We start from the raw sequence: 25,226 nt of genomic DNA on the forward strand, positions 1-25,226 counted from the left end.
ATTCTTCAGACTGCCGGCTTCTCAGGGCTCATGGCTTCTGAGGGGTGTCGGTACGAGCCTTCGCCGCTCCCCGAGGCCTGCCCTGTCGGCGCCCGACGGGAGACGCCGGCGCGGCCGGCACGTGCGGGCACCGGTGGGTGCCCGCACGCTGGGGACTGGGGCTGGGGGGCTGGGGCGGGGGGAAGGCCTCCCCGCCGGCCCTCAGCGGTCGAAGTCGAGCTCGACCTCCGGCGTGACGGGGCGCGACTGGCAGGCCAGCACAAAACCGGCACCGGTCTCCTCCGGCTCCAGGGCGAAGTTGCGGTCCATCTCCACTTCGCCGGAGACCAGGAAGGCCCTGCAGGTCCCGCACACACCTCCCTTGCAGGCGTACGGGGCGTCCGAGCGGCTTCGCAGCATCGTGTCCAGCAGCGATTCGCCGTTTTCCACCGGCCAGCTTCCCGAACGACCGTCGAGCGTCGCCGTCAGCCTGCTCTCCGACGGTGAGGTCACCCTGGACGCCGTAGCCGGATCTGCCCCCTCGTCGGCCACGTGGAAGATCTCCTGGTGGATGCGCGCCCGGTTCGCGCCGAGTGCGCGCAGAGCGCTTTCGGCCCCCCTGACCAGGCCGAGTGGCCCGCACAGGAACCAGCCGTCCACATCGGGTACCGACAACAGCGCGGGCAGCAGTTCGGTGAGCCGCTCGCGGTCCAGGCGGCCCGAGGGAAGGCCGGCTGCCTGTTCCTCGCGGGAGAGCGCGGTCACCAGCTGGAAGCGGTCCGGATGGCGGTCCTTGAGGTCAGCCACCTCGTCGAGGAACATCGTCGACGCAGCCGTCCGGTCGCTGCGGATCAGGCAGAAGCGTGCCAGGGGTTCGCGTGCCAGTAGCGTTGCCGCCATCGACAGCACCGGTGTGATGCCACTGCCGCCGACGATCGCGGCGTAATGGCCGGGGCGCGGATCCAGGACGAAACGACCCGTGGGTGCCATCGCCTCCACCGGATCCCCGACAGCCAGTTCCTTGAGGGCGTACGTCGAGAACGTGCCGCCGTCGACCATACGGATGCCCACTCGCAGCACGGGGTCGTCCGGCTTTTCGGCGGCGGGTGCGCAGATCGAGTACGAGCGCCGGATCTCCTCGCCGTCGACGCGGTAGCGCACGTTCAGGTGCTGGCCCGGCGTGTGGCGAAAGGTCTCGCGCAGTTCGGGCGGCACCGACAGGGTGACGGCCACCGCGTCGTCCGTGATCCGTTCGATCGCGCTGACCCGGAGCGGATGGAACATCTACAACTCCTTGAAGTGATCGAACGGTTCGCGGCATGTCACGCAGCGACGCAACGCTTTGCACGCCGTGGAGGAGAACCGGCTCAGCAGCTCCGTCTCCGTGGAACCGCAGTTCGGGCAGCGCACCGCGAGTGTCAGCGGAACCGGCCCGCCCGGCTCGCTGCCCGGACGTGGCGGAGCTATGCCGAACTCGGCGAGCTTGCGGCGCCCTTCGTCGCTGATGTCGTCCGTCGACCATGCCGGTGCGAGGACCGTCACCACGGAGACCTCCGGGACGCCGTGGTCGTGCAGCACGCGCTCGATGTCGGCTGACATGGCCTCTATGGCCGGGCAGCCGGTATACGTCGGGGTGAGGCGCACGGTGACCTTGTCAGCTCCGTCCACCCGGACCTCGCGCAGCACGCCGAGCTCGTCCAGGGTGAGGATAGGCAACTCGGGGTCGGGGACGGAGCCCGCCAGTCGGTGGAGCTCCGCCTCCAGTGGGGTCTCCGTGGTCACCATGACGCTCCCGGGTGGCTGCGGTGCAGATGCTGCATCTCGGCGAGCATCCGCCCGAACGGCTCGGTGTGCAGGCCCTGCCGTCCGGCTCCGGCCGCCCAGGCCCCGGACTGCGGCCCCGACGGGAGGGCCAGGGTGGCCCGCTCCACCACGGAGGTGACGGCGGCCAGCCAGCCGTCGCGCAGGGCGTGCCGGTCGACGTCGACTCCCTCGACGGGCTCGAACAGCTCGCCGGTGAACCGCCACAGGGCGTCGAGCGCGCGCTGCATGCGTTCATGACTTTCCGCGGTGCCGTCGCCCAGTCGCAGAACCCACTGTTCCGCGTGGTCCCGGTGGTAGGCGACCTCCTTGACAGCCTTGGCCGCGAGGTCGGCGAACTCGCCCTCGCCCGCCGCCAGCTCCCCGTACAGCAGGTGCTGGTAGACGGAGAAGTAGAGCTGGCGGGCGATGGTGTGGGCGAAGTCGCCGTTGGGCTGCTCCACCAGCTGGACGTTGCGGAAGGCCCGCTCCTCGCGGAGGTAGGCCAGCTGGTCCTCGTCCCCGACGAACGAGAGCAGCATCCTGGCCTGCCCCAGCAGGTCGAGCGCGATGTTGGCCAGGGCCACCTCCTCCTCCAGCACGGGGGCGTGGCCCGCCCACTCCCCCAGCCGGTGCGAGAGCACCAGCGCGTCGTCGCCGAGGGCGAGGGCCGCGGTCACAGGTGCTTCACCCCGTCCGGGATCTCGTAGAACGTGGGGTGACGGTAGGGCTTGTCCCCCGCGGGTTCGAAGAACGAGTCCTTCTCGTCGGGCGAGGAGGCGGTGATCGCCGTCGAGGGAACCACCCAGAGGGAGACTCCTTCCGATCGGCGTGTGTACAGGTCCCGGGCGTTACGCAGGGCCATCTCGGCGTCCGGTGCGTGCAGGCTGCCCGCGTGCGTGTGGGACAGCCCGCGCCGGGAGCGCACGAACACTTCCCACAGCGGCCAGTCGGTCGAGCTGGTCATGCGGTCGCCTCCACGGGCTGGGCGGCCGCTCCGGCTGTACCGGGACGTGCCGCGTGCTTGTCTGCGTAGGCTGCCGCCGCGTCGCGGACCCAGGCGCCCTCTTCATGGGCCGTGCGCCGCTGGTTGAGCCGTTGTTCGTTGCAGGGACCGTTGCCCTTGAGGACCTCCTGGAACTCCGTCCAGTCGACCGCTCCGTAGTCGTGCCGGCCGAGGTCCTCGTTCCAGCGGATGTCGGGGTCGGGGAGGGTGAGCCCCAGTGCCTGCGCCTGCGGGACGCAGATGTCCACGAAGCGCCGACGCAGCTCGTCGTTGGAATGCCGCTTGATCTTCCAGGCCATCGACTGTGCCGAGTGCGCCGAGGAGTCGTCGGGCGGACCGAACATCATCAGAGAGGGCCACCACCAGCGGTTCACCGCGTCCTGCGCCATCTCGTGCTGGGCGGAGGTCCCCCGGCTGAGGGCGAGCAGCAACTCGTACCCCTGGCGCTGGTGGAAGGACTCCTCCTTGCAGATCCGGATCATCGCGCGGGCGTACGGGCCGTAGGAGCAGCGGCAGAGCGGGACCTGGTTGGTGATCGCGGCACCGTCCACCAGCCATCCGATGGCACCGACGTCCGCCCAGGTCAGCGTGGGGTAGTTGAAGATCGAGGAATAGCGCTGCCGACCGGCATGCAGCTTGTCGAGCAGCTCCTCGCGGCTGGTCCCGAGCGTCTCGGCCGCGCTGTACAGATAGAGGCCGTGCCCTGCCTCGTCCTGCACCTTCGCCATCAGGATGGCCTTGCGGCGCAGCGAGGGAGCCCGCGAGATCCAGTTGGCTTCGGGCTGCATGCCGATGATCTCGGAGTGGGCGTGCTGAGCCATCTGGCGGACCAGGGAGGCCCGGTACGCCTCGGGCATCCAGTCCCGCGGCTCGATCCGGTCGTCGGCCGCCACCGCGGCGTCGAACGCGGCCAGATGCTCAGCATCCGCCGTGTCCGCTGTCCCCTGCGTCTTCTGGTCCGCAGTCACTGCCGCCATCCCGGGCTCCCTACCGACCGATCGTTCGGTTCCTTGGCTTCAATGGTGGGTCGGAGGCCCGTAGGGTGTCAACCCTGTGGATAACTGAGTGGTGATCGACGGCGATCGGGGCGGGATGGACGCGGACCACGGTGGGGGCACCGGAGACGAGAAGAAGCTCGCCGGGCCCGGCGTGAGAGCCCGCCCGGAGCCGGATCAGGATGCGGAGTCCGCATCTGTGGGGAAACCGGACGCCGACCCGGACCCACCACCTGCCACGGATACGACAGAACCGTCGCCCGAACCGTCGCCGGCCGCGTCTGCCGCCCCTGGAGCCGCCCGCAGGCGCCCGGGGGCCGGTATGGCGGCGCTCTCGTTGCCGTACCAGATCGTCGCGGCGCTCGCGCTGTCTCTCATAGGCCTGGTGGCCTGCGCGCACATAGCCATGATCTTTCTGCACGTCGCGCCGTCCAACACGCTGACGAAGCAGCACGGCGAGGTGGTCGACGACTGGGTCTATCCCGAGTTCGAGCAGAACTGGAAGCTGTTCGCTCCCAATCCGCTCCAGCAGAACGTCTCCGTGCACGTGCGGGCCGAGCTGGCCAGCGACGGTGCCGACAGCAACAGCGTCACTCACTGGATCAATCTCTCGCGTGAAGACGGCGAGGCCATACGCGGCAACTTCCTCCCCAGCCACGTCGACCAGAACGAACTGCGCCGCGCCTGGGACTTCTACACCGGGTCGCACGACAGCGAGAACCACTCCACCGGTCTGCGTGGTGAGCTGTCCGAGCTCTACATCCGTCGCATCGTGATGCTTCGCCTCGCCGAGCACGGCTACGGCGGCACGGTCGAACGCATCCAGGTGCGGTCCGCCGTGCGCCACGTCGGGGTCCCGACGTGGAGCGACGAGAAGATCAGCACCAAGACGGAGTACAGGGAACTGCCGTGGTGGAACGTCTCTTCGTCCGATCTTTCCGAGGCCGCCGCGACGGACCGGTCTCCCCAGGCCGTCACCTCCCCGCAGCCCCAGGCCGGGACGTCCCCGCAGACCGGGGAGGCAGGGAAATGAGCTCCCCCACCCCGCTTCGTGAGAGCGCCGGGACCCTCCGCCGTTCACTCGCGCGCGCCGTCCAGCGCATCACGGCTTCGCCCCTCGGCGCCTATCAGAGCGCCGTCGTCCGGATCGGCGTCTCTCTCACCTCTCTGCTGTTCCTGCTGCGTGAGTGGCCGCACCGTCATGAGCTCTACGGACCCGACGGGCCGTGGAGCTGGGGCATGGCCCGTCGGCTCATCAGCAACAACGACGCGTTCACCGCGTTGATGTGGTCGGACAGCACGATCTGGTTCGAGACCGTCTACGCCCTCACGCTCGTGTCCGCCGCGCTGCTCACTGTCGGCTGGCGGACCCGCGCGACGTCCGTCCTGTTCATGGCCGGGGTGCTCTCCCTGCAGAACCGCAGCATCTTCATGGGTGACGGCGGTGACAACGTCATCCACCTGATGGCGCTCTACCTGGTGCTGACGCGCTGCGCGCGGGTCTGGTCCCTGGACGCGCGCCGCAAGGCGAGGGAGGCTGCTCACCCCACCGGAGACGGCCGCCCGCCCCGCGACGTCACGGGGGTCGTCCTGTGGGCGGTACTCGGCTGTGTCCTCCTGCCTGCCACGTTCCTGGGGGGACTCGGTGGCACCTGGTGGCTGCAGACCCTCCTGTGGCTCCTGTGGCTGGGCAACGGCGCCTGGTGGGCGCTCGGCCGGTACGCACCGGGCCATGAGCTGCGCGCCCTGTTCGACGTCCTGGCCAACCTCGCGCACAACGCGGCACTCTTCGTGATCATGGCCGAGGTCTGCCTGATCTACGCGACGGCCGGCTGGTACAAGATCCAGGGCTCGCGCTGGCAGGACGGCACCGCGATCTACTACCCGCTCAAGCTGGACTACTTCGCCCCGTGGCCCGGGCTCTCCGGCCTGGTCGCATCCAGCGCGCTGGCGGTCATGGTGCTGACCTACGCCACGGTCATCGTGCAGGTCGCGTTCCCCTTCACGCTGTTCAACCGGCGGGTCAAGAACGTCCTGCTGGTCCTCATGATCGGTGAGCACGCCGGGATCGCGATCCTGCTGGGGCTGCCCTTCTTCTCCATGGCGATGATCGCCGCGGACGCGGTCTTCCTGCCGACGGTCTTCCTGCTCTGGCTGGGACACAAGGTGTCGCTCGGCCGGCAGCGCCTGTTCACCCGGACGCCGGACAGGCTCCGGCTGCCCGGACAGCGCCGGGCCGGGTCCGGCGACGAGGAGGCCACGCGCAGCGGCGACGGCGCCGGCCATACGCTCGTCGGGTGACCAGCGATACCGGCAGTACACAAGAGCCCCGGGTGGCGGCGCCCGACCCGTCCACGGAACCGATCCAGTACGACGACGGGTACGGCGCCGTGATCGGAGTCGGGCCGCACCCGCTGCCCTGGCCCGAGGGGGAGCGCTACGACCGCGAACTCCTCGCCGACGGGGACCGGCGCAACGTGGGCGACGCCTACCGCTACTGGACGCGGGAAGCGATCGTGGCCGATCTCGACACCCGGCGGCACGACTTCCACGTGGCGGTGGAGAACTGGGGCCATGACTTCAACATCGGCTCTGTCGTGCGCACCGCCAACGCCTTCCTCGCGAAGGAGATCCATATCGTGGGGCGCAGGCGCTGGAACCGTCGGGGGGCCATGGTCACCGACCGCTACCAGCATGTGCGCCACCACCCGGACACGGAGGATCTGACCGCTTGGGCGGCGGCCGAGGGGCTTCCGATCATCGGGATCGACAACCTTCCCGGAGCCGTGCCGCTGGAGCGGACGGAGCTGCCGCGCCGGTGCGTGCTGCTGTTCGGACAGGAGGGGCCCGGACTGACTGAGGAAGCGCGAGAACACGCTTCGATGGTGTGCTCGATCGCGCAGTTCGGCTCCACGCGGTCGATCAACGCCGGTGCGGCGGCCGCCATCGCGATGCACGCCTGGGTGCAGCGGTACGCGGACATCCCGGATCCGCAGGCCGGGTGACCGGTGGAGCGGTTTCCCGCTCCACCGGACGGGCCGCCCGCGAGGCCTGGCTCAGGCCTGGCGGCGGACCTCCACCACCCGGAACCGGTTGGACACGAACGCCCCGTCGCAGAGCGCCGCGTTGGCGGCCGGATTGCCTCCCGAACCGTGGAAGTCGGAGAAGGCCGCTGTCTGGTTGACGTACACGCCGCCGGTGAGGTTCAGCGAGAGCTGAGCCGATTCGTCGAAGCAGACGTCCTCCACCGCGCGTTCCACCTCGGGGGAGGTGGTGTACGCGCCGACGGTCATGGCGCCCTTCTCGCGGACGGTGCGGCGCAGCAGGTCCAGCGCCTCACCGGTGGAGCCGACGGCGACCGCGAACGAGACCGGGCCGAAGCACTCCGAGAGGTAGGGCGCCTCGTCGTCGGGCTCGGTGCCGTCGAGCTTCACGAGAACCGGCGTGCGGACCACGGCCTCGGGGAAGTCGGGGTTGGCGACCGGGCGCGAGGCGAGTGCGACGTCCCCCAGGGCCGAGGCGCCCTCCAGCCTGGCCTTCACGTCCGGATTCACCAGGGCGCCGAGCAGTCCGTTGGCCCGTGCGTCGTCGCCGAGGAGCCCGTTCACCGCCTCGGCGATGTCAGCCACCACGTCCTCGTAGGTCTTGGCGCCCACGTCGGTGGTGATGCCGTCACGCGGAATCAGCAGGTTCTGCGGGGTGGTGCACATCTGCCCGCTGTAGAGGGAGAGTGAGAAGGCCAGGTTGGACAGCATGCCCCGGTAGTTGTCGGTGGAGTCGAGGACGATCGTGTTGACGCCCGCCTTCTCCGTGTAGACCTGAGCCTGCCTGGCGTTGGTCTCCAGCCAGTCGCCGAAGGCGGTGGAACCGGTGTAATCGATGATCTTCACTTCGGGCCGCACCGCGAGGGTCTTGGCGATGCCCTCGCCGGGCCGCTCCGCCGCCAGAGCGACGAGATTCGGGTCGAATCCCGCCTGGGTCAGCACCTCACGTGCCAGCTGGACGGTGAGCGCCAGGGGCAGGACCGCCCGGGGGTGCGGCTTGACCAGAACGGGGTTGCCGGTCGCCAGCGAGGCGAAGAGGCCCGGGTAGCCGTTCCACGTGGGGAAGGTGTTGCAGCCGATCAGCAGCGAGATGCCGCGCCCGGCCGCCGTGTACGACTTGTGCAGTCGCAGTGGATCGCGCTTCCCCTGGGGCTTCGACCAGTCGATGCTGCGCGGGGTACGCGCCTGCTCCTCGTAGGCGTATGCCACGGCTTCCAGCCCGCGGTCCTGGGCGTGCGGGCCGCCGGCCTGGAAGGCCATCACGAACGCCTGGCCGCTGGTGTGCATCACGGCGTGCGCCAGCTCGTGCGTACGCGCGCTGATCCGGGCGAGGATCTCCAGGCACACCAGGGCCCTCGTCTCCGGCCCCGCCGCACGCCAGGAGCCCATGGCGGCACTCATGGCGGGGAGCAGCACGTCGGGGTCGGCATGCGGATACTCGACGCCGAGCTGCGGTCCGTACGGCGAGACCTCGGCGCCGGTCCAGCCGTCGGTGCCGGGCTGGCCGAGATCCAGCCGGGTGTTGAGCACGGCGTCGAACGCGGCCTTGCCCTCGGCCGCGCCGAGGCTGCCGGGGAGTCCTTCCGTGCCGTAGGCCTTCGGGTGCTCGGGGTGCGGGGACCAGTAGCCGCGCGTGCGGATCGCGTCGAGGGCCTGGTCGAGCGTCGGGCGGTGGATCTCGGAGAGCTTCTCGGGGGAAAGCTCGGCGGCCATGACGGACCAACTCCTCGTCGAGCCGGGCAGGGATGTGCTGACGGAGTTAGAGTAACCGAACGATCGGTCGGGACAAGGGGCCCCGAAGGACCTGTGGACAACTCATGGGGGAGGATCGCGGTCATGACCACGGCCAAGCGGGACACGTACACCCCGGAGACGCTCCTGACCGTTGCCGTCCGCGTCTTCAACGAGCGCGGCTACGACGGCACGTCCATGGAGCACCTCTCCAAGGCGGCGGGCATCTCCAAGTCGTCCATCTACCACCATGTGGCGGGCAAGGAAGAGCTCCTGAGGCGGGCGGTGAGCCGGGCGCTCGACGGGCTCTTCGGCATTCTTGACGAGACGGGGGCGGTACAGGGGCGGGCGATAGCCCGGGTCGAGTACGTCACGCGCCGCACGGTCGAGGTGCTCATGGCGGAGCTGCCGTACGTCACGCTGCTGCTGCGCGTGCGCGGCAACACGAGGACGGAGCGCTGGGCCCTGGAGCGTCGGCGCGAATTCGACCAGCGGGTGTCCGAGCTGCTCACGGCCGCGGTGGCGGAGGGGGACCTGCGCGCGGACGTGGACATACGCCTGGCGACACGGCTGCTCTTCGGCATGGTGAATTCGCTGGTCGAGTGGTACCGCCCGCAGCCGGGCGGCTCCACGGAGGCGGAGCAGCTCGCCGACACCGTGGTCCGGCTCGCCTTCGAGGGTATGCGGGCCGCCTGACGCCTGTGATCCGACGGCGTACCCACGACCGGACGCCGGCCGGTTCCCTCTAGGTGAGCTCCGTCGGGCGGTCGGGGCGTGGGCCGAGGTCGGTCTCCTCGAACACCAGCAGGGTGCGGGTCGACAGGACTTCCGGTATGGCCTGGATTCTCGTCAGGACCAGCTCGCGCAGCGCCTGGTTGTCCGGGGTGTGCACGAGGAGCAGGACATCGAAGTCGCCGCTGACCAGCGCGATGTGGCTGGCGCCGGGCAGCGCCTGGAGCTGTTCGCGCACGGTGCGCCAGGAGTTCTGGACGATCTTGAGCGTGATGTAGGCGGAGGCGGCCTGCCCCGCCCGTTCGTGGTTGACGCGGGCGCTGAAGCCGCGGATCACCCCGTCCTCGACGAGCCTGTTGATACGGGCGTAGGCGTTGGCCCGCGAGACGTGGACGCGTTCGGCGACGGACCGTATCGAGGCACGGCCGTCCGTCCGGAGGATGCGCAGGATGGCCCGGTCGGTGGAGTCCAGCGGCCGCGCGGGCGGGACGCGGCCCGGGTCGACGACTCCATCGGCCATTTGTTCAGCTGCCATCTGCCCGCGCCTCCCTGTTGTGGACGACCTGCCCCTATCCCAGGCTGTGGAGAACCGTTTGTCCACAGGCTGGAGGTGCCTGTAGCCAAATTGCGCCGACGACCGAACAATCGGTAGGTGAGGCACACCACACCGGTGTCTGCTCGCACTCCGACAATCCTGCAGATTTCGACACCCTCGATGTATCCCGATGCCAGGAGGTGCTTGTCATGACGGTCCAGGAGCTGCCCGGCGCAGCCGCCTACCGGCCCACGCCGCCCCCGGCCTGGAAGCCGCTCACGGATCCCGCGCCGCTGCTCCCGGACCCCGAGCCGTTCCGCGTGCTCGGTACCGATGCCGCGGCGGAGGCTGACCCCGAGCTGCTGCTGAGGCTCTATGCCGAGCTGGTCCGCGGCAGGCGGTACAACGCCCAGGCCACAGCACTCACCAAGCAGGGCAGGCTCGCGGTGTACCCGTCGAGCACCGGCCAGGAAGCCTGCGAGATCGCGGCGGCTCTCGTGCTGGAGGACCGGGACTGGCTCTTCCCCAGCTATCGGGACACCCTGGCCGCGGTGGCACGTGGCCTGGACCCGGTCGAGGCGCTGACCTTGCTTCGGGGCGACCGGCACACCGGGTACGACCCGCGTGAGCACCGCATCGCCCCGCTGTGCACCCCACTGGCCACCCAGTTGCCGCATGCAGTCGGGCTGGCGCACGCGGCGCGCCTCAAGGGTGACGACGTGGTGGCCCTCGCGATGGTCGGCGACGGCGGCACGAGCGAGGGCGATTTCCACGAGGCACTGAATTTCGCGGCTGTCTGGCGGGCGCCGGTCGTGTTCCTCGTGCAGAACAACGGCTTCGCGATCTCCGTGCCTCTGGCCAAGCAGACCGCGGCGCCGTCCCTCGCCCACAAGGCCGTGGGATACGGCATGCCGGGTCGCCTGGTCGACGGCAACGACGCGGCCGCTGTGCACCAGGTGCTGAGCGAGGCGGTGGCGCGGGCCAGGCGTGGGGAGGGACCGACACTGGTCGAGGCCGTCACGTACCGCATGGACGCCCACACGAACGCCGACGACGCCACCCGTTACCGCGGTGACAGTGAGGTGGAGACGTGGCGCGCGCACGATCCCATCAGGCTTCTCGAGCGGGAGCTGACCGGGCGCGGGCTGCTGGACGAGGGCGGCATGAGGACGGTGCGTGAGGAGGCGGAGCGGATGGCGGAGGGCCTGCGGGAGCAGATGAACGCCGATCCGGTTCTCGACCCGATGGATCTGTTCTCCCATGTCTACGAGGAACAGACCGGCCAGCTGCGGGAGCAGGCGGCCCGGTTGCAGGTCGAGCTTGACGCCGAGCACGGTCCGCACGACCGGGACGGCGCGGAGGAGGGCCGATGAGCACCGCTGCCGCGACAGCCGGTGAACGGACCGGCAGAGCCAAACCGTCCACGATGGCGCAGGCCCTCGGGCGGGCGCTGCGTGACTCGATGGCTGAGGACCCGACGGTGCACGTCCTCGGGGAGGACGTCGGAACCCTCGGTGGAGTCTTCCGCGTCACCGACGGTCTGGCGAAGGAGTTCGGCGACGAGCGCTGCACGGACACACCACTGGCCGAGGCGGGCATTCTCGGCGCAGCCGTGGGAATGGCGATGTACGGACTGCGGCCCGTGGTGGAGATGCAGTTCGACGCCTTCGCCTATCCGGCGTTCGAGCAGTTGGTCAGCCACGTCGCCAAGATGCGGAACCGGACGGGCGGGGCCATGCCTCTGCCGATCACGGTGCGGGTCCCGTACGGCGGCGGGATCGGCGGGGTGGAGCACCACAGCGACTCCTCCGAGGCGTACTACATGGCGACACCCGGCCTGCACGTCGTCATGCCGGCCACGGTCGACGACGCGTACGGGCTGCTGAGGGAGTCGATCGCCTCGGACGATCCGGTGGTGTTCCTGGAGCCGAAGCGGCTCTACTGGTCCAAGGCCGACTGGTCACCTGATGCGCCGGCCCCGGTCGAGCCGATAGGGCGGGCGGTGGTCCGGCGCCCCGGGCGCAGCGCGACCCTGATCACCTACGGGCCGTCCCTCCCCGTGTGTCTGGAGGCGGCCGAGGCTGCCACGGCCGAGGGGTGGGATCTCGAAGTGATCGACCTGCGCTCGCTGGTGCCTTTCGACGACGAGACCGTCGCCGCGTCGGTCCGGCGCACCGGCCGTGCGGTGGTCGTCCATGAGTCGTCCGGGTTCGGCGGTCCGGGCGGAGAGATCGCGGCGCGTGTCACCGAGCGGTGTTTTCACCACCTGGAGGCGCCGGTCCTGCGCGTCGCGGGGTTCGACATCCCCTATCCGCCGCCGATGCAGGAGCGGCACCATCTGCCGGGTGTGGACCGCGTACTCGACGCGGTCGCCCGTCTTCAGTGGGAGGCGGAGAGCTGATGGCACAGGTACTCGAATTCAAGCTTCCCGACCTGGGGGAAGGACTGACCGAGGCCGAGATCGTGCGCTGGCTGGTGGAGGTCGGCGACGTGGTCGCGATCGACCAACCGGTTGTCGAGGTCGAGACGGCAAAAGCCATGGTGGAGGTCCCCTGCCCGTACGGGGGTGTGGTGACGGCGCGATACGGCGAGGAGGGCGCGGAGCTCCCTGTCGGCGCACCACTTCTGACCGTGGCGGTCGGATCGGTGGAGCCGGTCGCGGGTCGCGGGGATTCCGCTGAATCCGCCGACGGTGCTGCCGAGAGCGGGGCCTCCGGCAACGTGCTCGTCGGCTACGGCACGGGTGCACCAGCCGCCCGGAGACGCAGGGTCAGGCCCGCCCCGGTCTCGGCCGCGTCCTCGGCATCGGCGACACCGGCCGAGGCTTCGGCCCCGGTGGAATCGTCGAGTGCGTCGGTCGCAGTGACGTCCACGGCAGTGACGTCCATGGCCGGGACGTCCATGGGCGCAGGGACGATTTTGGCCGAGGGGAGGACCGCCGCTGGGGGGGTGGATTCGGTCCCGAAGCCCGGAGCGGTGGGGGCTCAGGGCCCCGTTGCGGTCATCTCCCCTCTGGTCCGGAAGCTGGCGCGGCAGCACGGTCTCGATCTCCGGCAGGTTGTCGGCACGGGCCGGGACGGGCTGATTCTGCGTACAGACGTGGAGTCCGCCATCAGGACCGCGGACGAAGAGCCCGTTGCCGGGGCCGAACCTGTGACCGGACCGGAGGCGAAACCCTCGGGCGAGCGGATTCCACTGCGAGGGGTCCGGGGCGTCGTCGCCGACAAGCTGTCACGCAGTCGGCGCGAGATTCCCGACGCCACGTGCTGGGTCGACGCCGACGCCACCGAACTGATGGCGGCACGGGCCGCGATGAACGCCGCCGGTGGCTCCGCCGCAGGGCCGAAGGTGTCGGTGCTCGCCCTGCTGGCCCGCATCTGCACGGCGGCCCTGGCACGGTTCCCCGAGCTCAACTCGACGGTGGATGCCGAGGCGCGGGAGATCGTGCGGCTCTCCGAGGTCCATCTGGGTTTTGCCGCGCAGACGGAGCGGGGCCTGGTCGTTCCGGTCGTCCGGGACGCGCACACGAGGAACGCGGAATCGATCGGCGCGGAGATCGCCCGCCTGACCGGTGCGGCCAGGGACGGGAAGCTGACCCCGGCACAGCTCACCGGTGGGACGTTCACGCTGAACAACTACGGGGTGTTCGGAGTCGACGGTTCGACTCCCATCATCAACCACCCCGAAGCGGCCATGCTCGGCGTCGGTCGGATCATGCCCAAACCCTGGGTGCACGAAGGTGAGCTGGCGGTCCGCCAGGTCGTTCAGCTCTCGCTCACCTTCGACCACCGGGTCTGCGACGGAGGAACGGCCGGTGGTTTCCTGAGGTACGTGGCCGACTGTGTCGAGCAGCCGGCGGTGCTGCTGCGCACACTGTGACGGAGGGCAGGAGCACGGACGCCCCCGGAGCGGGCTGCTTGTGAGTTCGGTCTCCGGGGGACCGCCAGGGGCGGATGGCCCGCATACTCGGGGCATGACCGCGTATGACGCCATCGTTCTTGCCGGAGGGGCCGCGAAGCGACTCGGCGGAGCCGACAAGCCAGGGCTCCACGTGGGCGGCCGCTCGCTGCTCGACCGGGTGCTGGCCGTATGCGCCGATGCCAGGTCCACCGTGGTGGTCGGCGGACACAGGCCCACAGTGCGTCCGGTCACCTGGACACGTGAAGTACCCGAAGGAGGCGGCCCTTTGGCCGCGCTCGGCGCCGGCGTACGGCACACGGACGCGGAGAGCGTCCTGGTGCTCTCCGCGGACCTGCCGTTCCTGGGGGAGGCGACTATTCGCTCACTGCTGGCCGCGGCGGAGCCGGGAGCCTGCGAAGGCGCCCTGTGCACCGACCGGGACGGGCGGGACCAGCCGCTGGTCGCGGTTTACCGGGCCGAGCCGCTGCGCCGTGAACTCGCGCTTCTCGCCACCGAGCACGGCAGCCTCGCCGGACTGCCGCTGCGGATCCTGACCGCCGAACTGGACCTGGCCCGGGTCCAGGCCGACCCGCTTGCCTCGTTCGACTGCGACACCTGGGAAGACATTGCTGCTGCCAGGGCGCGGATCAGGGAGCATGGGTCCGTGCTGGACGAATGGATCACCACAGTCAAGAACGAACTGGGCATCGAGCTCGACGTCGACACCGGCGTCCTGCTCGATCTCGCCCGCGACGCCGCGCACGGCGTCGCCCGGCCCGCCGCGCCGCTGACCACCTTCCTGGTGGGGTACGCGGCGGCGATGGCGAGCAGCGGCAGAAGCCCGGAGGAGGCTGCTGAAGCGGTTGCCGAAGCTTCCCGCAAGGCCACCGCCCTCGCGCTTCGATGGGCGGCGGAAACGGAGGCGGGCAGCGGGCCCGGCACGCCGTGACCGCGCGCGGAGGCGAGGCACCGTCTACTGACGGAGGCCGGTCGGCCAAGGAGGAGCGGGCGGCCGAGGAGGAGCGGGCCGTCGAGCAGGCCCTCGCTCTCGTCGGATGCCAGCCGCAGACCGGGCACCGATCACCGGAGGGGCCCGGCGCGACGTGCCCCAAGCCGTCACCCTCGTCACCGGAGCCTCGGGCATCAGAGACGTCACCGACCTCACCCTCGTCGGCGCCGACGGGACCGAGCCCGAGCCCGAGTCCGAGTGCGGCGGATCCGACCCCGAACCCACCGACACCGGTAGCCTCGGCCTCGGGTGGATCGGCCTCGGGTGGATCGGCCTCGGATTCGGGTTCTTCCCGTGCTCACGGAGCCTCATCGGCCGACCGTTCCTTGTCCTCCCCACGTGCCCACCGAGCTGAGGCCACCGCCTGGGATGCGGCGCGTGCCCTGGCCGAGCGCCTAGGCCGTGCCACTCCGCTGACCGCTCACCGGCTCCCTCTGGACCGGGCACTCGGGCATGTCCTGGCCGAGGCAGTCGTCGCGCTCACCGATCTGCCCTCGTTCGACACCTCCGCCATGGACGGCTGGGCCGTCGCGGGGCCGGGCCCCTGGGCCGTACAAGAGGGTGAAGGACTACTTGCCGGTCGTGGCCCCACGGCGCCGCTGCCCGACGGGCACGCCCTGAGGATTGCCACAGGCGCACGCCTTCCGGTGGATGCCACCGCCGTGATCCGCAGCGAGCATGCTCACTGCGATGCGGCCAAAAAGCTCCTGTACGCAGGCCGCGAGGTCATTCCGGGCCAGGACATCCGGCCCAGGGGCCAGGAGTGCCGGTCAGGCGATGAGCTTCTGCCCTTGGGGACCGTGGTGACTCCACCCGTGCTCGGGCTGGCGGCTGCCGCTGGGTACGACGCGCTCGTCGCCGTACCCCGGCCCCGTGTCGATGTCTTCGTGCTCGGTGATGAACTCCTCGCGGCGGGGCTTCCGCACGACGGACTGATCCGGGATGCGCTCGGACCCATGCTTGCCCCCTGGATCCGTGCTCTGGGGGCCGAGGTGGCCGAGCCCCGGCGGCTCGGGGACGATGCCGGGGCGCTCCGTCGGGCACTCGTCTCCTCCGATGCCGACCTGATCCTCACCACGGGTGGGACAGCCGCCGGCCCGGTGGACCATGTCCACCCGGTGCTGGCCGAGATCGGCGCCGATCTTCTCGTCGATGGGGTGGCCGTACGCCCGGGCCATCCCATGCTTCTGGCGCGCCTCGCCGACGGCGGTCCCTGCCTGGTGGGGCTGCCCGGCAACCCGCTTGCGGCAGTGTCGGGACTGCTGACGCTCGCCGAGCCCCTGCTGCGCGGAATCGCCGGCCGGCTTGCCCAGGACCGCTACCGTGCGCCCGTCCGTGAAGAGGTGCACGGGCACCCCCACGACACCCGGCTGATCCCTGTGATCCATCGCGAGGACAACGTCGTGCCCCTTCACTACAACGGTCCCGCCATGCTCAGGGGGATCGCTGCCGCGGACGGGCTGGCCGTGGTGCCTCCTGGCGGGGTACGGTCCGGCACCGAGGTGGAGATCCTCGATCTACCGTGGGCCTCGGCGTCGCCGTGGACTGAAGGGTGTTTCACGTGAAACTTCCCGGCCAGGACGCGATGGCCAGGCGCGCAGACGAACACGTCGTCCCGACCCGGGTGCTGCTGCCCCGGCGGGTGGTCGACAGACCGCTGCGCCAAGTGGCCAAGCGTCTGGCGATGGCTCTCACGGTGCTGGCCACCACGGTCTTCATCGTCTGGGCGGACCGGAGCGGGTACCACGACAACGCCGACGGCAAGGTCGACTTCCTCGACGCCGTCTACTACGCGACGGTGACCCTGTCGACGACCGGCTACGGCGACATCGTCCCGTACAGCGACCCGGCTCGCCTGGTCAACGTGGTGCTGGTGACGCCGTTGCGTGTGCTCTTCCTGATCATCCTGGTCGGCACCACCCTCGAGGTCCTGACGGAGCGGACCCGGGAGGACTTCCGGCTGAACCGTTGGAGAAGTAACTTGCGTGAACACACCGTGGTCGTCGGCTTCGGCACGAAGGGCCGTTCGGCGATCCAGACGCTTTGTGCGACCGGGCTGAAGAAGGACCAGATCGTCATCGTCGACCCGGCCGGCAAGGTGATCGAAGCAGCCAACGCAGAAGGCTTTGTCGGCGTGCTGGGCGATGCGACGCGCAGCGATGTGTTGTTGCGGGCGGAGGTCCAGAAGGCCCGTCAGATCATCATCGCCACCCAGCGCGACGACACGGCCGTCCTGGTTGCCTTGACCGCGCGTCAGCTCAACCGTGGGGCGAAGATCGTGGCTGCCGTCCGTGAGGAGGAGAACGCGCCACTGCTGCGGCAGTCCGGCGCCGATGCCGTGATCACCAGCGCGAGCGCGGCGGGGCGTCTGCTCGGTCTCTCCGTCCTCAGCCCCAGCGCGGGCACGGTGATGGAGGATCTCATCCAACAGGGGAGCGGGCTCGATCTCGTCGAACGGCCGGTGATAAAGGCCGAGGTGGGCAAGAGCGTCCGGGAGACCGACGACCTGGTCGTGAGCGTGCTGCGCGGCCACAGGCTGCTGGGTTATGACGATCCGGCGGCCAGTCCTCTGCAACTGACGGACCGGGTGATCACCATCGTGCGCGCTTCGCCGCTCCACGCCTCGCCGACGCACCATCCCCAAGCGCCTGGTCAGCGGCCGTAGCGAGAGAGCATGGTCCCGCACGCAGGCAGGTCTGCCCCGTTCGGGCCCCTGTACGGAGTAGCCTCGCGGCCATGTATGCGATCACGATCCCCGAACCCGGCGGCCCCGAAGCGCTCGTATGGGCCGAGGTCCCCGATCCCGTACCAGGCGAGGGTGAGGTCCTCGTCGAGGTCGTGTCCAGCGCGGTCAACCGGGCCGATGTCCTGCAACGGCAGGGTTTCTACAACCCTCCGCCCGGTGCCTCTCCCTACCCCGGTCTCGAATGCTCGGGCCGCATCACGGAGGTGGGCCCGGGAGTGACGGGGTGGGCCGTGGGCGACGAGGTGTGCGGACTGCTCGCGGGCGGCGGTTACGCGGAGAAGGTGGCTGTGCCCGCCGGCCAGTTGCTGCCGGTGCCGGACGGTGTGGACCTCTCCCAGGCCGCAGCACTTCCCGAGGTGGCGGCAACGGTCTGGTCCAACGTCTTCATGGTGGCTCACCTCCGCCCCGGCGAGACCCTTCTGGTCCACGGCGGGTCCAGCGGGATCGGCACGATGGCGATCCAGCTCGCGAAGGCCGTCGGCGCGCGCGTAGCAGTGACGGCGGGAGGTCCCGAGAAGCTCGCGCGCTGTCAGGAACTCGGCGCCGACATCCTCATCGACTACCGCGAGCAGGATTTCGTCGAGGAACTGCGTCAGGCCACCGACGGTGCGGGAGCGGACGTCATTCTCGACATCGTCGGGGCGAAGTATCTCGACCGGAACGTGCGGGCGCTGGCAGTGAACGGTCGGCTCGCCATCATCGGCCTTCAGGGCGGCGCCAAGGGGGAGCTGAACCTGAGCGCCCTTCTGAGTAAGCGAGCCGCTGTCACGGCTACGTCACTCCGCGCGCGGCCGCTCTCGGAGAAGGCCGCCATCATCGCCGCGGTGCGCGAGCACGTGTGGCCCCTGCTCGCCGACGGAGTGGTCAAGCCGATCGTGGACCGCGTCATGCCGATGTCGGAGGCTTCCGAAGCCCACCGGCTGATGGAGTCCAGCAGCCATATCGGCAAGATCCTCCTGGCCGCGCCGAAGGCCTGACGGCGAGAGCCTGACGGCGGTTTCCGACAGGGGTGTCCGACAGCGGTTTCCGACAGCGGGGCCCGGCACTGAGGCCTGGCACCAAGAGCCTGAGAGCGAGATCTTGACGCCGAAAGGCAGGTGCCGAGCGCTTGGTGTCGAACGGCAGCCGCCCAGGGGGCTGGCCCAAAGGCCGGACCGGAGAGCAGACGAGGCAGAGAAGCAAGCCGCAGACGGCGGGGCCCGGCACACATCACGTGTGCCGGGCCCCGGTTGCGTAGAGCGGTCGGTGGTGGCCGAGGGCTAGAAGCACGGGCCGGTTCGCGCAGGCCCACAGATGTGGGCCGGTCCGCGCCGGACCCACATGTATGGGCCGATAGGCCGGACCTACAGGCATGGGCCGATGAGCGTCGGGCCTACAGGCATGGGCCGATAGGCGCCGGACCTACAGGTACGGGCCGGAACGCGCCGGGCCGTGAGGGTCGACGGCGCCTTCCTCGTCCTCATGGCCGACGCCCGGAGGAAGCGCGCGGCGCATCTGTTCCAGCTGCGCACGGGCCGCCATCTGCTGGGCGAACAGCGCCGTCTGAATACCGTGGAAGAGGCCTTCGAGCCAGCCGACCAGCTGGGCCTGTGCGATCCGCAGTTCGGCCTCGGAGGGAATGGACTCCTCGGTGAACGGCAGCGAGAGCCGCTCCAGCTCCTCCACGAGTTCCGGAGCCAGACCGTCCTCGAGCTCCTTCACCGAGCTCGCGTGGATCTCCTTCAGCCTGACCCGGCTCGCCTCGTCGAGAGGAGCCGCCCGGACCTCCTCCAGAAGCTGCTTGATCATGCTGCCGATGCGCATGACCTTCGCGGGCTGTTCGACCATCTCCGTCACCGGGACCTCGCGAGACTCGTCGTCACTGCCACCGCCGCCGATAGCCATTCCGTCCTGCCCCACTACGAGGACCTGGGGGTGCTCCTGCGACCGTTCATTCCTCGGCATCTCCATGAGGCCATTCTCTCGCACCCGGCCTTCACCACATGGTGGTGCCCCCGGAAAGGGATGATCACCCTTCCTCGGGGTCACCACCGGACGCCGGGCAGGAACCGGAGCGCCCGGTCAGCCGCAGCCGGTCACCCGGCGCGTCGCGCCCGGGCAGGCCGCGACCGGCGAACGCGGCGGCCGGCAACCTCGCCGGCACCGGCACGACGAGGGCCAGGAACGCGTCGGCCCCCACGGCATCACGATCGGCGTGCAGTCGGTCCCGAGGCCGTCAAGGACGCCGCACGCACTGACTTCAGCGTCTCGCCCAGCGTCGGCGAGACGCAGCGACACAGCGGCTCGATGCCTGCCACCGTGCTGAGCTGCTGAGCTGCTGAGCTGCCGAGCAGTACGCGGGCTCCGGGCAGTGGCGGGGTCAGTCCGCGCGGCGCATGCGAAGGCCCAGGAAAGCGAGTCCGAGCCCCACCAGGGCGATTCCGCTGCCCAGCGACACATCCCGTACCTGCCGTGTGGCGGACCCGTCCTGTGCCTGCCGCAGCCGCGCCGACCGGCCGGGTTCGGGGAACGCCTCGGGCGGCGGTGTGAACGCGGGCACCTCGGCGGGATCCGGGTCCGGTGGCACCTCGTCCGCGGCGGCCTCGGAGTTCGCCGCCTCCAGAGGGGAGAGCGACCTCCCCGGCCGCGCCCGCCCCTCCCCGGCCGACCGTCCGGCCAGGGGCCGTTCCTTCGCCGACGAGCCGGCGGTGGGAGAGCGGGGAGTGCCGGTGGCGGGGGAGCCCGAGGGCTTGGCCGGTGCCAGGAGCGCCGGAGGTGCGGACGAGAGGGATCCGCCGCCTTCGCCGGCCCAGGCGGTGGGTCCGAGCGCCACCCCGATCGCCGTCACCAGACAGACGACACACCGTGAAGCCGGGAGTCCTGGAGGCATGAGATCAGCGTCACACGCTCCGATGCGTCCGGCATCCGGAAGGTGCTCCGCGCCCACCCCTCAACACGTTGCGGGATCAGCTCGGGACAACGGATGGACCGCGCGGAACCGGAGAGGCAGAAGGGACTGGCGGGATACGGAGGTGGTGGGCAGGGATCAGGCAGGGTCGCCCGTGGAGACCTGCAGCTCGATGTCGGCACCCTGTTCGGGGACCGCGGTGCCCGGCGAGGGGAACTGGCCGATCACCTGGTCCTCGGCGTAGGTGTTGCCCTCCACCTCGGTCACCTTGATCGTCCAGCCGGCGGCGTCGGCGCAGTCCTTGGCCGACCGGATGTCCTTGTAGACGAAGTTCGGAGCCTGGACCTTCGCCGGGTCGTTGGTGTCCTCAGGGGCGTCCGTGCACTTGGTGGTCTCCATCGTCCGGTTGCGCTCCGGAGCCTTGTGCTCGCCCGCCACGGCGGACTCGCTCGAGCCCGGGTCGTCGCCCTTGCCGTTCTCCGAGTCGTCGCCCATGTTCAGGAAGGCGATCAGGCCGCCGATCGCGACGAGGGCGACCACGATCGATCCCACGACGACCGGCATGTTGCCCCTGGACCGGCCGCCCCCACCGGAGCCCGTCGCCGTCTGCGGGGACATCGTGTACGGGGCAGGTGACTGTTGCCCCACGTGCGCCGGAGTTCCGTACGGCTGGGACGCCTGCGGGTAGCCGTAGCCCGGCGTGGGAGCGGGGGTGGGCGGGCCGTAGGGGCCCGGCTGGTGCTGCTGCGGCTGGTACGGCGTCTGCACGCTGTGCGGGGCGGGTGTGGCCTGGCCGACGGGCGGGAAGACCGCCGAGCCGACGCCCGAGCCGCTGTTCGCCGGAGCGCCGCCGCTGACGATCACCGGCGCGCCCGTGGGGCCGCCGGCGCTCAGCACGCGCGCGATCTCGTCCTGCATGGCCGCGGCGCTCGGGAAGCGCTCGTTCGGGTTCTTCTTCAGCGCGCGGGCGACCAGGGCGTCCATCGCCGGCGTGACCGCCCGGTTGATGCTCGACGGGGCGGGCGGTTCCTCCTGCACGTGCGCGTACGCGATGGCGAGCGGGGAGTCCGCGTCGAACGGGATGCGGCCCGTGAGCAGCTGGAAGAGCATGATGCCGACCGAATACAGGTCGGATCGCGCGTCGACGCCGCGGCCGAGCGCCTGCTCGGGGGAGAGGTACTGGGGGGTGCCGACGACCATCCCGGTCTGGGTCATCGAGGTGACGCCCGACTGCATCGCCCGGGCGATACCGAAGTCCATCACCTTGACGACGCCACGCTTGGTCATCATCACGTTGCCGGGCTTGATGTCGCGGTGGACCAGGCCCATCTCGTGGCTGGTCTCCAGGGCGGCGAGCACATCCGCCGTCACCTTGAGGGCCTTGTCGGCCGGCATCGCGCCGTGCTGCTGGATGTCCGCCTGGAGCACGGAGCCGAGCGGCTGCCCCTCGACGTACTCCATGACGATGTACGGCATCAGCGCGCCGCCGAGCTCGTCCTCGCCCGTGTCGAAGACCGAGACGATGTTGGTGTGCTGCAGCTTGGCGACGGCCTGCGCCTCGCGCCGGAACCGCTCGCGGAACGACTGCTCGCGTCCCAGCTCCGTGTGCAGCGTCTTGATCGCGACCTGCCGGTCGAGCGCGGAGTCGTACGCGAGGTAGACGGACGCCATGCCGCCCTCGCCGAGCAGGTCACGCAGCTGGTAGCGGCCGCCGGCCACGGAACCGCCCGCGTACCGCCCCTGTGCGCCGTCGTGGCTCATGGCTTGAATCCCCCTCGGCGCCCGACGGACGCGATCATCCCTATTACGGGCCAAGTCTGCCCGAGGGGTCCGACACGTCAAGCCAGGTGCCCGTTCCGTGACCCTACGCACAAGAAGCGTCTCGGAAGCGTTACAGGAAGCGCATGGAATTTGCGCGGACGGCGCGCGAGCCGATTGGATGGCCCGTCACTCTGGAAACCGATGTGTCGGGCAGAGCCTGTAGCGTGACGTGGCAATGCAGCAAAGCACCGTGAGAACCCGCGGACGCGCGGACAGATACGACGGCGAGGACTGATGGCACCCGATTCCGAAGCAAACGGCGGCGGAGTTTCGGATGGCACCGACTCCTGGGGTGTCGGCGGTGTGGTCGGAGACGGCCGTTACCGCATGACCCACCGGCTCGGCCGCGGCGGCATGGCCGAGGTCTACGCCGCGGAGGACGTCCGTCTGGGACGGACGGTGGCGGTGAAACTGCTCCGTTCCGATCTCGCCGAGGACCCGGTCTCCAAGGCCCGCTTCACGCGTGAGGCGCAGTCGGTCGCAGGCCTCAACCACCATGCGATCGTCGCCGTGTACGACTCCGGCGAGGACGTCGTGGGCGGTTCGACCGTCCCCTACATCGTGATGGAGCTCGTCGAGGGCAACACCATCCGGGATCTGCTGCTCGAGGCCGAGGCACCGCCTCCCGAGCAGGCACTGATCATCGTCTCGGGCGTCCTGGAAGCCCTGGCGTACTCGCACCAACACGGCATCGTGCACCGTGACATCAAGCCGGCGAACGTGATCATCACGCACTCCGGCGCCGTCAAGGTGATGGACTTCGGCATCGCCCGCGCGCTGCACGGCGCCCAGTCGACGATGACCCAGACCGGCATGGTCATGGGCACGCCCCAGTACCTCTCGCCCGAGCAGGCGCTCGGCAAGGCGGTCGACCACCGTTCCGACCTGTACGCCACCGGCTGTCTGCTCTACGAACTGCTGGCGCTGAGACCCCCGTTCACGGGCGAGACCCCGCTCTCCGTGGTGTACCAGCACGTCCAGGACATTCCCGTCCCGCCCTCCCAGGTCGCCGGTCAGGTCCCGCCGGAGCTGGACGGGCTCGTCATGCGCTCCCTGGCGAAGGAGCCGGACGACCGGTTCCAGAGCGCCGAGGAGATGCGCGGCCTCGTCCAGTACAGCCTGCAGATGCTGCAGGTGCAGGGCGGGCACACGGGTACGTGGAACACCGGCCCGGTCAACGCCCACGACGGCGGTCACACGACGGCGATGAACGTCGGCGGTGGCACGGCTGCCATGGGGTATCCCATGCACGGGGACACCTCGCAGGGCCCGATCCTGCCCCCCATGAACCCCGACGACGGGGCCTACACGGGCGGCCACCACAACAACGGCGGCGGACGCGGCAAGATGCTGCTGTTCGTCCTCCTCGCGCTGATCGCGATCGGTGCCGGCGTCGCGTTCGCCCTCCAGGCGGCGAACGGCGACGAGGGCAAAAAGAAGACCCCGACGTCGCCCACCACGTCGGTCTCCCCCACGCCGACCCCGTCCTCACCGGAGCCGACCGACGAGGAGACCGAGGAGACCGAGGACCCGGACACCTCCACGGGCGGACAGACCTGGCCCACCAGCGATCCGACGTGGACCCCGACGCAGGAGCCGACCAAGCCGACGGAGAAGCCCTCGGAGACCGCCTCGTCGCCCGACCCGGGCACGACCGACGGCGGCGCGACGACCGACGGCGGGACCGGCGACGACGGCGGGACCACCGACGGCGGTACGGAGGACGGCGGCACCGGCGAGGACGCGGGAGGGACGACGACGGAGGGGACCACCGCCGGTACCTCGGCCGGAGCCGCGGCCGGCACCGCCGCCGGAGCGGCCGGCACCACCGCCGGGTGAGGACGGGCGCCGCCGCGGAGTGACGGAGGCCTTCACGCCGTGAAGGCCTCTCCGGTCGCTCCGCGTCGCACGCGGTGAAGGCGTTCCGAGTCGCCCCGCAGCTCACGCGACGAAGGCTTCGGGGCCCCGCGTCTCACGCCGTGAAGGCCTCGGCGACCGCCTCGTACTCACGCGTCCACCACACCGCCAGGGCCGACACCGCAGGGAACTGTGGGTCGGCCCTGCGGTCGTGCAGGCTGTAGCGCCAGCTCAGTATCCAGAAGTCGTTGAGGCGTTCCCACCACACCCGGTGCACCGCGGCCGCCAGCTCGGCCGCCCCCGCGCCCGCCGACCGCCGGTAGGCGCGGGCGTACGCCCTCACCTTCTCCAGCGCCAGTTTTCCGTCCGGCCGTACGAAGAAGATCGCCGCCGCCCGTACGGCCTCCTCAGCGCGTGGCTGGACACCGAGCCGGTCCCAGTCGACGATCGCGACGGGGTCGGCCCCCTTGTAGAGCAGATTCAACGGGTGGAAGTCCCCGTGCACCCAGCCCCGCGCCGAGCCCTCGGGTGTGGGCGGGCGACGGTGCGCGTGCTGCTCCAGCAGGGCACGGCGCTCCACGAGGCGGTGCACGGCCAGCTCGTCGAAGGCGTCCCGCGGGCCGAGGCGCCGTGCGGCCGTCAGCAGCTCGTCGATCAGCGTGAACGTGTCGGCGGGATCGGAGCTCTGGCCCCGCGCCGGAGGCGGCGGGTCCGCCTCCATGACCTGCTCCAGCCCCATGTGCACGGCTCCCAGGAGTGCCCCGAGCCGACGCGACTGGGCGGTCGTCAGCTGGGCGCCGTCCCGGTGGAGGCCGTCCACCCACCGGTGCAGGGCGTAGCGCTCCCCGTCGATCACCGTGACCGTGTCACCCTGTGTGTCCGTGAGGGGCGGCGCCACCGGCACACCGAGGGAGTGCAACTGCTGGGTCGCCCGGTGCTGCCTGACGATCGTGGCGTGATCACCGCTGGCGTCGTCGAGGTGGTGCTTGTCGAGATGGTGCTTGAGGAAGTACGAGCCGCGGCTGGTGGACACGCGGTAACCGTGGTTGAGCAGGCCCTTGTCGAGGGGTTCGCAGGCAAGGGGTTCACCGGCGTCCGGGTAGCGGCGCAGGACCTCGCCGACCGGAGGGACAGGCGGAAGGGTCACAGATGAGCGCAGCACTCGACACATGTTAGGTGACGCT

24 protein-coding genes are annotated in these 25,226 nt (G+C 70.3%); 12 read left to right on the forward strand and 12 right to left on the reverse strand.

Features of this window, described 5'->3' with window-relative positions:
- Nucleotides 1–201 precede the first annotated feature (201 nt).
- The 5 genes from P8A20_RS18340 to paaA are packed head-to-tail and all read right to left on the reverse strand — an operon-like array spanning nt 202 to nt 3,762.
- A complete protein-coding gene (locus tag P8A20_RS18340; protein ID WP_306103874.1) occupies nt 202–1,263 on the reverse strand; it encodes a 2Fe-2S iron-sulfur cluster-binding protein in 1,062 nt (353 codons plus the stop codon).
- On the reverse strand, nt 1,264–1,761 hold the full coding sequence (paaD, locus tag P8A20_RS18345) for a 1,2-phenylacetyl-CoA epoxidase subunit PaaD (RefSeq protein ID WP_306105168.1): 498 nt from the start codon (nt 1,759–1,761) through the stop codon (nt 1,264–1,266).
- Nucleotides 1,758–2,459 carry a 1,2-phenylacetyl-CoA epoxidase subunit PaaC gene (paaC, locus tag P8A20_RS18350; RefSeq protein ID WP_147958606.1) on the reverse strand — a complete coding sequence of 234 codons (702 nt, stop codon included), beginning with the start codon at nt 2,457–2,459 and terminating at the stop codon, nt 1,758–1,760. Before paaC ends, paaD begins: the two co-directional genes overlap by 4 nt.
- On the reverse strand, nt 2,456–2,746 hold the full coding sequence (paaB, locus tag P8A20_RS18355) for a 1,2-phenylacetyl-CoA epoxidase subunit PaaB (protein WP_147958607.1): 291 nt from the start codon (nt 2,744–2,746) through the stop codon (nt 2,456–2,458). The genes paaC and paaB overlap by 4 nt, the downstream gene beginning before the upstream one ends.
- The gene (gene paaA, locus P8A20_RS18360; protein ID WP_147958608.1) at nt 2,743–3,762 is read right to left on the reverse strand and encodes a 1,2-phenylacetyl-CoA epoxidase subunit PaaA; all 1,020 of its coding nucleotides are present in this window, start codon (nt 3,760–3,762) and stop codon (nt 2,743–2,745) included. Before paaA ends, paaB begins: the two co-directional genes overlap by 4 nt.
- Before the next feature lie 115 nt (nt 3,763–3,877).
- Here paaA and P8A20_RS18365 point away from each other — a divergent pair, with 115 nt between their 5' ends.
- Genes P8A20_RS18365 through P8A20_RS18375 form a run of 3 tightly spaced genes read left to right on the forward strand, consistent with a single transcriptional unit; the run spans nt 3,878 to nt 6,785 of the window.
- The gene (locus P8A20_RS18365) at nt 3,878–4,813 is read left to right on the forward strand and encodes a DUF5819 family protein (protein WP_222723354.1); all 936 of its coding nucleotides are present in this window, start codon (nt 3,878–3,880) and stop codon (nt 4,811–4,813) included.
- Nucleotides 4,810–6,081 carry an HTTM domain-containing protein gene (locus P8A20_RS18370; RefSeq protein ID WP_306103875.1) on the forward strand — a complete coding sequence of 424 codons (1,272 nt, stop codon included), beginning with the start codon at nt 4,810–4,812 and terminating at the stop codon, nt 6,079–6,081. Before P8A20_RS18365 ends, P8A20_RS18370 begins: the two co-directional genes overlap by 4 nt.
- Complete coding sequence (locus P8A20_RS18375) at nt 6,078–6,785, forward strand: TrmH family RNA methyltransferase (RefSeq protein ID WP_147958611.1); 708 nt, start codon at nt 6,078–6,080, stop codon at nt 6,783–6,785. Before P8A20_RS18370 ends, P8A20_RS18375 begins: the two co-directional genes overlap by 4 nt.
- Nucleotides 6,786–6,836: 51 nt before the next feature.
- On the opposite strand, the gene paaN is transcribed toward P8A20_RS18375, so the two are convergent.
- Entirely contained in the window at nt 6,837–8,537 is a 1,701-nt protein-coding gene (gene paaN / locus P8A20_RS18380) for a phenylacetic acid degradation protein PaaN (protein ID WP_147958612.1), read from the reverse strand.
- Between the two features lie 123 nt (nt 8,538–8,660).
- Between paaN and P8A20_RS18385 the strand changes: the two genes are divergently transcribed.
- Complete coding sequence (locus P8A20_RS18385; protein WP_147958613.1) at nt 8,661–9,251, forward strand: TetR/AcrR family transcriptional regulator; 591 nt, start codon at nt 8,661–8,663, stop codon at nt 9,249–9,251.
- Nucleotides 9,252–9,300: 49 nt separating this feature from the next.
- Here P8A20_RS18385 and P8A20_RS18390 read toward each other — a convergent pair whose 3' ends face one another.
- Entirely contained in the window at nt 9,301–9,822 is a 522-nt protein-coding gene (locus P8A20_RS18390; RefSeq protein WP_261988591.1) for an Lrp/AsnC family transcriptional regulator, read from the reverse strand.
- A gap of 209 nt (nt 9,823–10,031) precedes the next feature.
- Between P8A20_RS18390 and pdhA the strand changes: the two genes are divergently transcribed.
- From pdhA to P8A20_RS18425, 7 genes are all read left to right on the forward strand, one after another.
- The gene (gene pdhA / locus P8A20_RS18395) at nt 10,032–11,195 is read left to right on the forward strand and encodes a pyruvate dehydrogenase (acetyl-transferring) E1 component subunit alpha (RefSeq protein ID WP_147958614.1); all 1,164 of its coding nucleotides are present in this window, start codon (nt 10,032–10,034) and stop codon (nt 11,193–11,195) included.
- Complete coding sequence (locus P8A20_RS18400; RefSeq protein WP_147958615.1) at nt 11,192–12,223, forward strand: alpha-ketoacid dehydrogenase subunit beta; 1,032 nt, start codon at nt 11,192–11,194, stop codon at nt 12,221–12,223. The genes pdhA and P8A20_RS18400 overlap by 4 nt, the downstream gene beginning before the upstream one ends.
- Nucleotides 12,223–13,701 (forward strand): dihydrolipoamide acetyltransferase family protein, encoded by a 1,479-nt coding sequence (locus tag P8A20_RS18405; RefSeq protein ID WP_306103876.1) that lies wholly within the window; start codon nt 12,223–12,225, stop codon nt 13,699–13,701. Before P8A20_RS18400 ends, P8A20_RS18405 begins: the two co-directional genes overlap by 1 nt.
- A 94-nt stretch (nt 13,702–13,795) precedes the next feature.
- Nucleotides 13,796–14,671, forward strand: coding sequence for an NTP transferase domain-containing protein (locus tag P8A20_RS18410; RefSeq protein ID WP_306103877.1), 876 nt, complete (start codon nt 13,796–13,798; stop codon nt 14,669–14,671).
- The gene (locus P8A20_RS18415) at nt 14,626–16,296 is read left to right on the forward strand and encodes a molybdopterin molybdotransferase MoeA (protein ID WP_371934405.1); all 1,671 of its coding nucleotides are present in this window, start codon (nt 14,626–14,628) and stop codon (nt 16,294–16,296) included. The genes P8A20_RS18410 and P8A20_RS18415 overlap by 46 nt, the downstream gene beginning before the upstream one ends.
- Nucleotides 16,293–17,396, forward strand: a complete 1,104-nt coding sequence (locus P8A20_RS18420; RefSeq protein ID WP_147958619.1) for a potassium channel family protein — start codon at nt 16,293–16,295, stop codon at nt 17,394–17,396. The genes P8A20_RS18415 and P8A20_RS18420 overlap by 4 nt, the downstream gene beginning before the upstream one ends.
- A gap of 71 nt (nt 17,397–17,467) precedes the next feature.
- Nucleotides 17,468–18,454 (forward strand): NAD(P)H-quinone oxidoreductase, encoded by a 987-nt coding sequence (locus P8A20_RS18425; protein ID WP_147958620.1) that lies wholly within the window; start codon nt 17,468–17,470, stop codon nt 18,452–18,454.
- 424 nt (nt 18,455–18,878) lie between these two features.
- Here P8A20_RS18425 and P8A20_RS18430 read toward each other — a convergent pair whose 3' ends face one another.
- From P8A20_RS18430 to P8A20_RS18445, 4 genes are all read right to left on the reverse strand, one after another.
- Entirely contained in the window at nt 18,879–19,427 is a 549-nt protein-coding gene (locus tag P8A20_RS18430) for a bacterial proteasome activator family protein (RefSeq protein ID WP_147958621.1), read from the reverse strand.
- 58 nt (nt 19,428–19,485) lie between these two features.
- The gene (locus P8A20_RS18435) at nt 19,486–19,656 is read right to left on the reverse strand and encodes a hypothetical protein (RefSeq protein ID WP_187282096.1); all 171 of its coding nucleotides are present in this window, start codon (nt 19,654–19,656) and stop codon (nt 19,486–19,488) included.
- Nucleotides 19,657–19,836: 180 nt separating this feature from the next.
- Nucleotides 19,837–20,346: a flagellar biosynthesis protein FlhF gene (locus P8A20_RS18440; RefSeq protein ID WP_261988593.1), complete on the reverse strand. Its 510-nt coding sequence runs from the start codon at nt 20,344–20,346 to the stop codon at nt 19,837–19,839.
- A 156-nt stretch (nt 20,347–20,502) separates the two neighbouring features.
- Nucleotides 20,503–22,125 carry a protein kinase domain-containing protein gene (locus P8A20_RS18445; protein WP_306103879.1) on the reverse strand — a complete coding sequence of 541 codons (1,623 nt, stop codon included), beginning with the start codon at nt 22,123–22,125 and terminating at the stop codon, nt 20,503–20,505.
- 294 nt (nt 22,126–22,419) lie between these two features.
- Here P8A20_RS18445 and P8A20_RS18450 point away from each other — a divergent pair, with 294 nt between their 5' ends.
- Nucleotides 22,420–24,024 (forward strand): protein kinase domain-containing protein, encoded by a 1,605-nt coding sequence (locus tag P8A20_RS18450; protein WP_306103880.1) that lies wholly within the window; start codon nt 22,420–22,422, stop codon nt 24,022–24,024.
- Nucleotides 24,025–24,157: 133 nt separating this feature from the next.
- Here P8A20_RS18450 and P8A20_RS18455 read toward each other — a convergent pair whose 3' ends face one another.
- Nucleotides 24,158–25,213 (reverse strand): phosphotransferase, encoded by a 1,056-nt coding sequence (locus P8A20_RS18455; RefSeq protein ID WP_306103881.1) that lies wholly within the window; start codon nt 25,211–25,213, stop codon nt 24,158–24,160.
- Nucleotides 25,214–25,226: the final 13 nt, after the last annotated feature.

This window comes from Streptomyces sp. Alt3 (assembly GCF_030719215.1).
Taxonomy (GTDB): Bacteria; Actinomycetota; Actinomycetes; order Streptomycetales; family Streptomycetaceae; genus Streptomyces; species Streptomyces glycanivorans.

Excerpts from the sequence above, each read along its gene's own strand:
- P8A20_RS18340 (WP_306103874.1), bottom strand. The coding sequence starts at position 1,263 with ATGTTCCATCCGCTCCGGGTCAGCGCGATCGAACGGATCACGGACGAC.
- paaB (WP_147958607.1), bottom strand. The coding sequence starts at position 2,746 with ATGACCAGCTCGACCGACTGGCCGCTGTGGGAAGTGTTCGTGCGCTCC.
- paaA (WP_147958608.1), bottom strand. The coding sequence starts at position 3,762 with ATGGCGGCAGTGACTGCGGACCAGAAGACGCAGGGGACAGCGGACACG.
- P8A20_RS18365 (WP_222723354.1), top strand. The coding sequence starts at position 3,878 with ATGGACGCGGACCACGGTGGGGGCACCGGAGACGAGAAGAAGCTCGCC.
- P8A20_RS18370 (WP_306103875.1), top strand. The coding sequence starts at position 4,810 with ATGAGCTCCCCCACCCCGCTTCGTGAGAGCGCCGGGACCCTCCGCCGT.
- paaN (WP_147958612.1), bottom strand. The coding sequence starts at position 8,537 with ATGGCCGCCGAGCTTTCCCCCGAGAAGCTCTCCGAGATCCACCGCCCG.
- P8A20_RS18385 (WP_147958613.1), top strand. The coding sequence starts at position 8,661 with ATGACCACGGCCAAGCGGGACACGTACACCCCGGAGACGCTCCTGACC.
- P8A20_RS18390 (WP_261988591.1), bottom strand. The coding sequence starts at position 9,822 with ATGGCAGCTGAACAAATGGCCGATGGAGTCGTCGACCCGGGCCGCGTC.
- pdhA (WP_147958614.1), top strand. The coding sequence starts at position 10,032 with ATGACGGTCCAGGAGCTGCCCGGCGCAGCCGCCTACCGGCCCACGCCG.
- P8A20_RS18400 (WP_147958615.1), top strand. The coding sequence starts at position 11,192 with ATGAGCACCGCTGCCGCGACAGCCGGTGAACGGACCGGCAGAGCCAAA.
- P8A20_RS18405 (WP_306103876.1), top strand. The coding sequence starts at position 12,223 with ATGGCACAGGTACTCGAATTCAAGCTTCCCGACCTGGGGGAAGGACTG.
- P8A20_RS18410 (WP_306103877.1), top strand. The coding sequence starts at position 13,796 with ATGACCGCGTATGACGCCATCGTTCTTGCCGGAGGGGCCGCGAAGCGA.
- P8A20_RS18415 (WP_371934405.1), top strand. The coding sequence starts at position 14,626 with ATGGGCGGCGGAAACGGAGGCGGGCAGCGGGCCCGGCACGCCGTGACC.
- P8A20_RS18425 (WP_147958620.1), top strand. The coding sequence starts at position 17,468 with ATGTATGCGATCACGATCCCCGAACCCGGCGGCCCCGAAGCGCTCGTA.
- P8A20_RS18430 (WP_147958621.1), bottom strand. The coding sequence starts at position 19,427 with ATGGAGATGCCGAGGAATGAACGGTCGCAGGAGCACCCCCAGGTCCTC.
- P8A20_RS18440 (WP_261988593.1), bottom strand. The coding sequence starts at position 20,346 with ATGCCTCCAGGACTCCCGGCTTCACGGTGTGTCGTCTGTCTGGTGACG.
- P8A20_RS18445 (WP_306103879.1), bottom strand. The coding sequence starts at position 22,125 with ATGAGCCACGACGGCGCACAGGGGCGGTACGCGGGCGGTTCCGTGGCC.
- P8A20_RS18450 (WP_306103880.1), top strand. The coding sequence starts at position 22,420 with ATGGCACCCGATTCCGAAGCAAACGGCGGCGGAGTTTCGGATGGCACC.
- P8A20_RS18455 (WP_306103881.1), bottom strand. The coding sequence starts at position 25,213 with ATGTGTCGAGTGCTGCGCTCATCTGTGACCCTTCCGCCTGTCCCTCCG.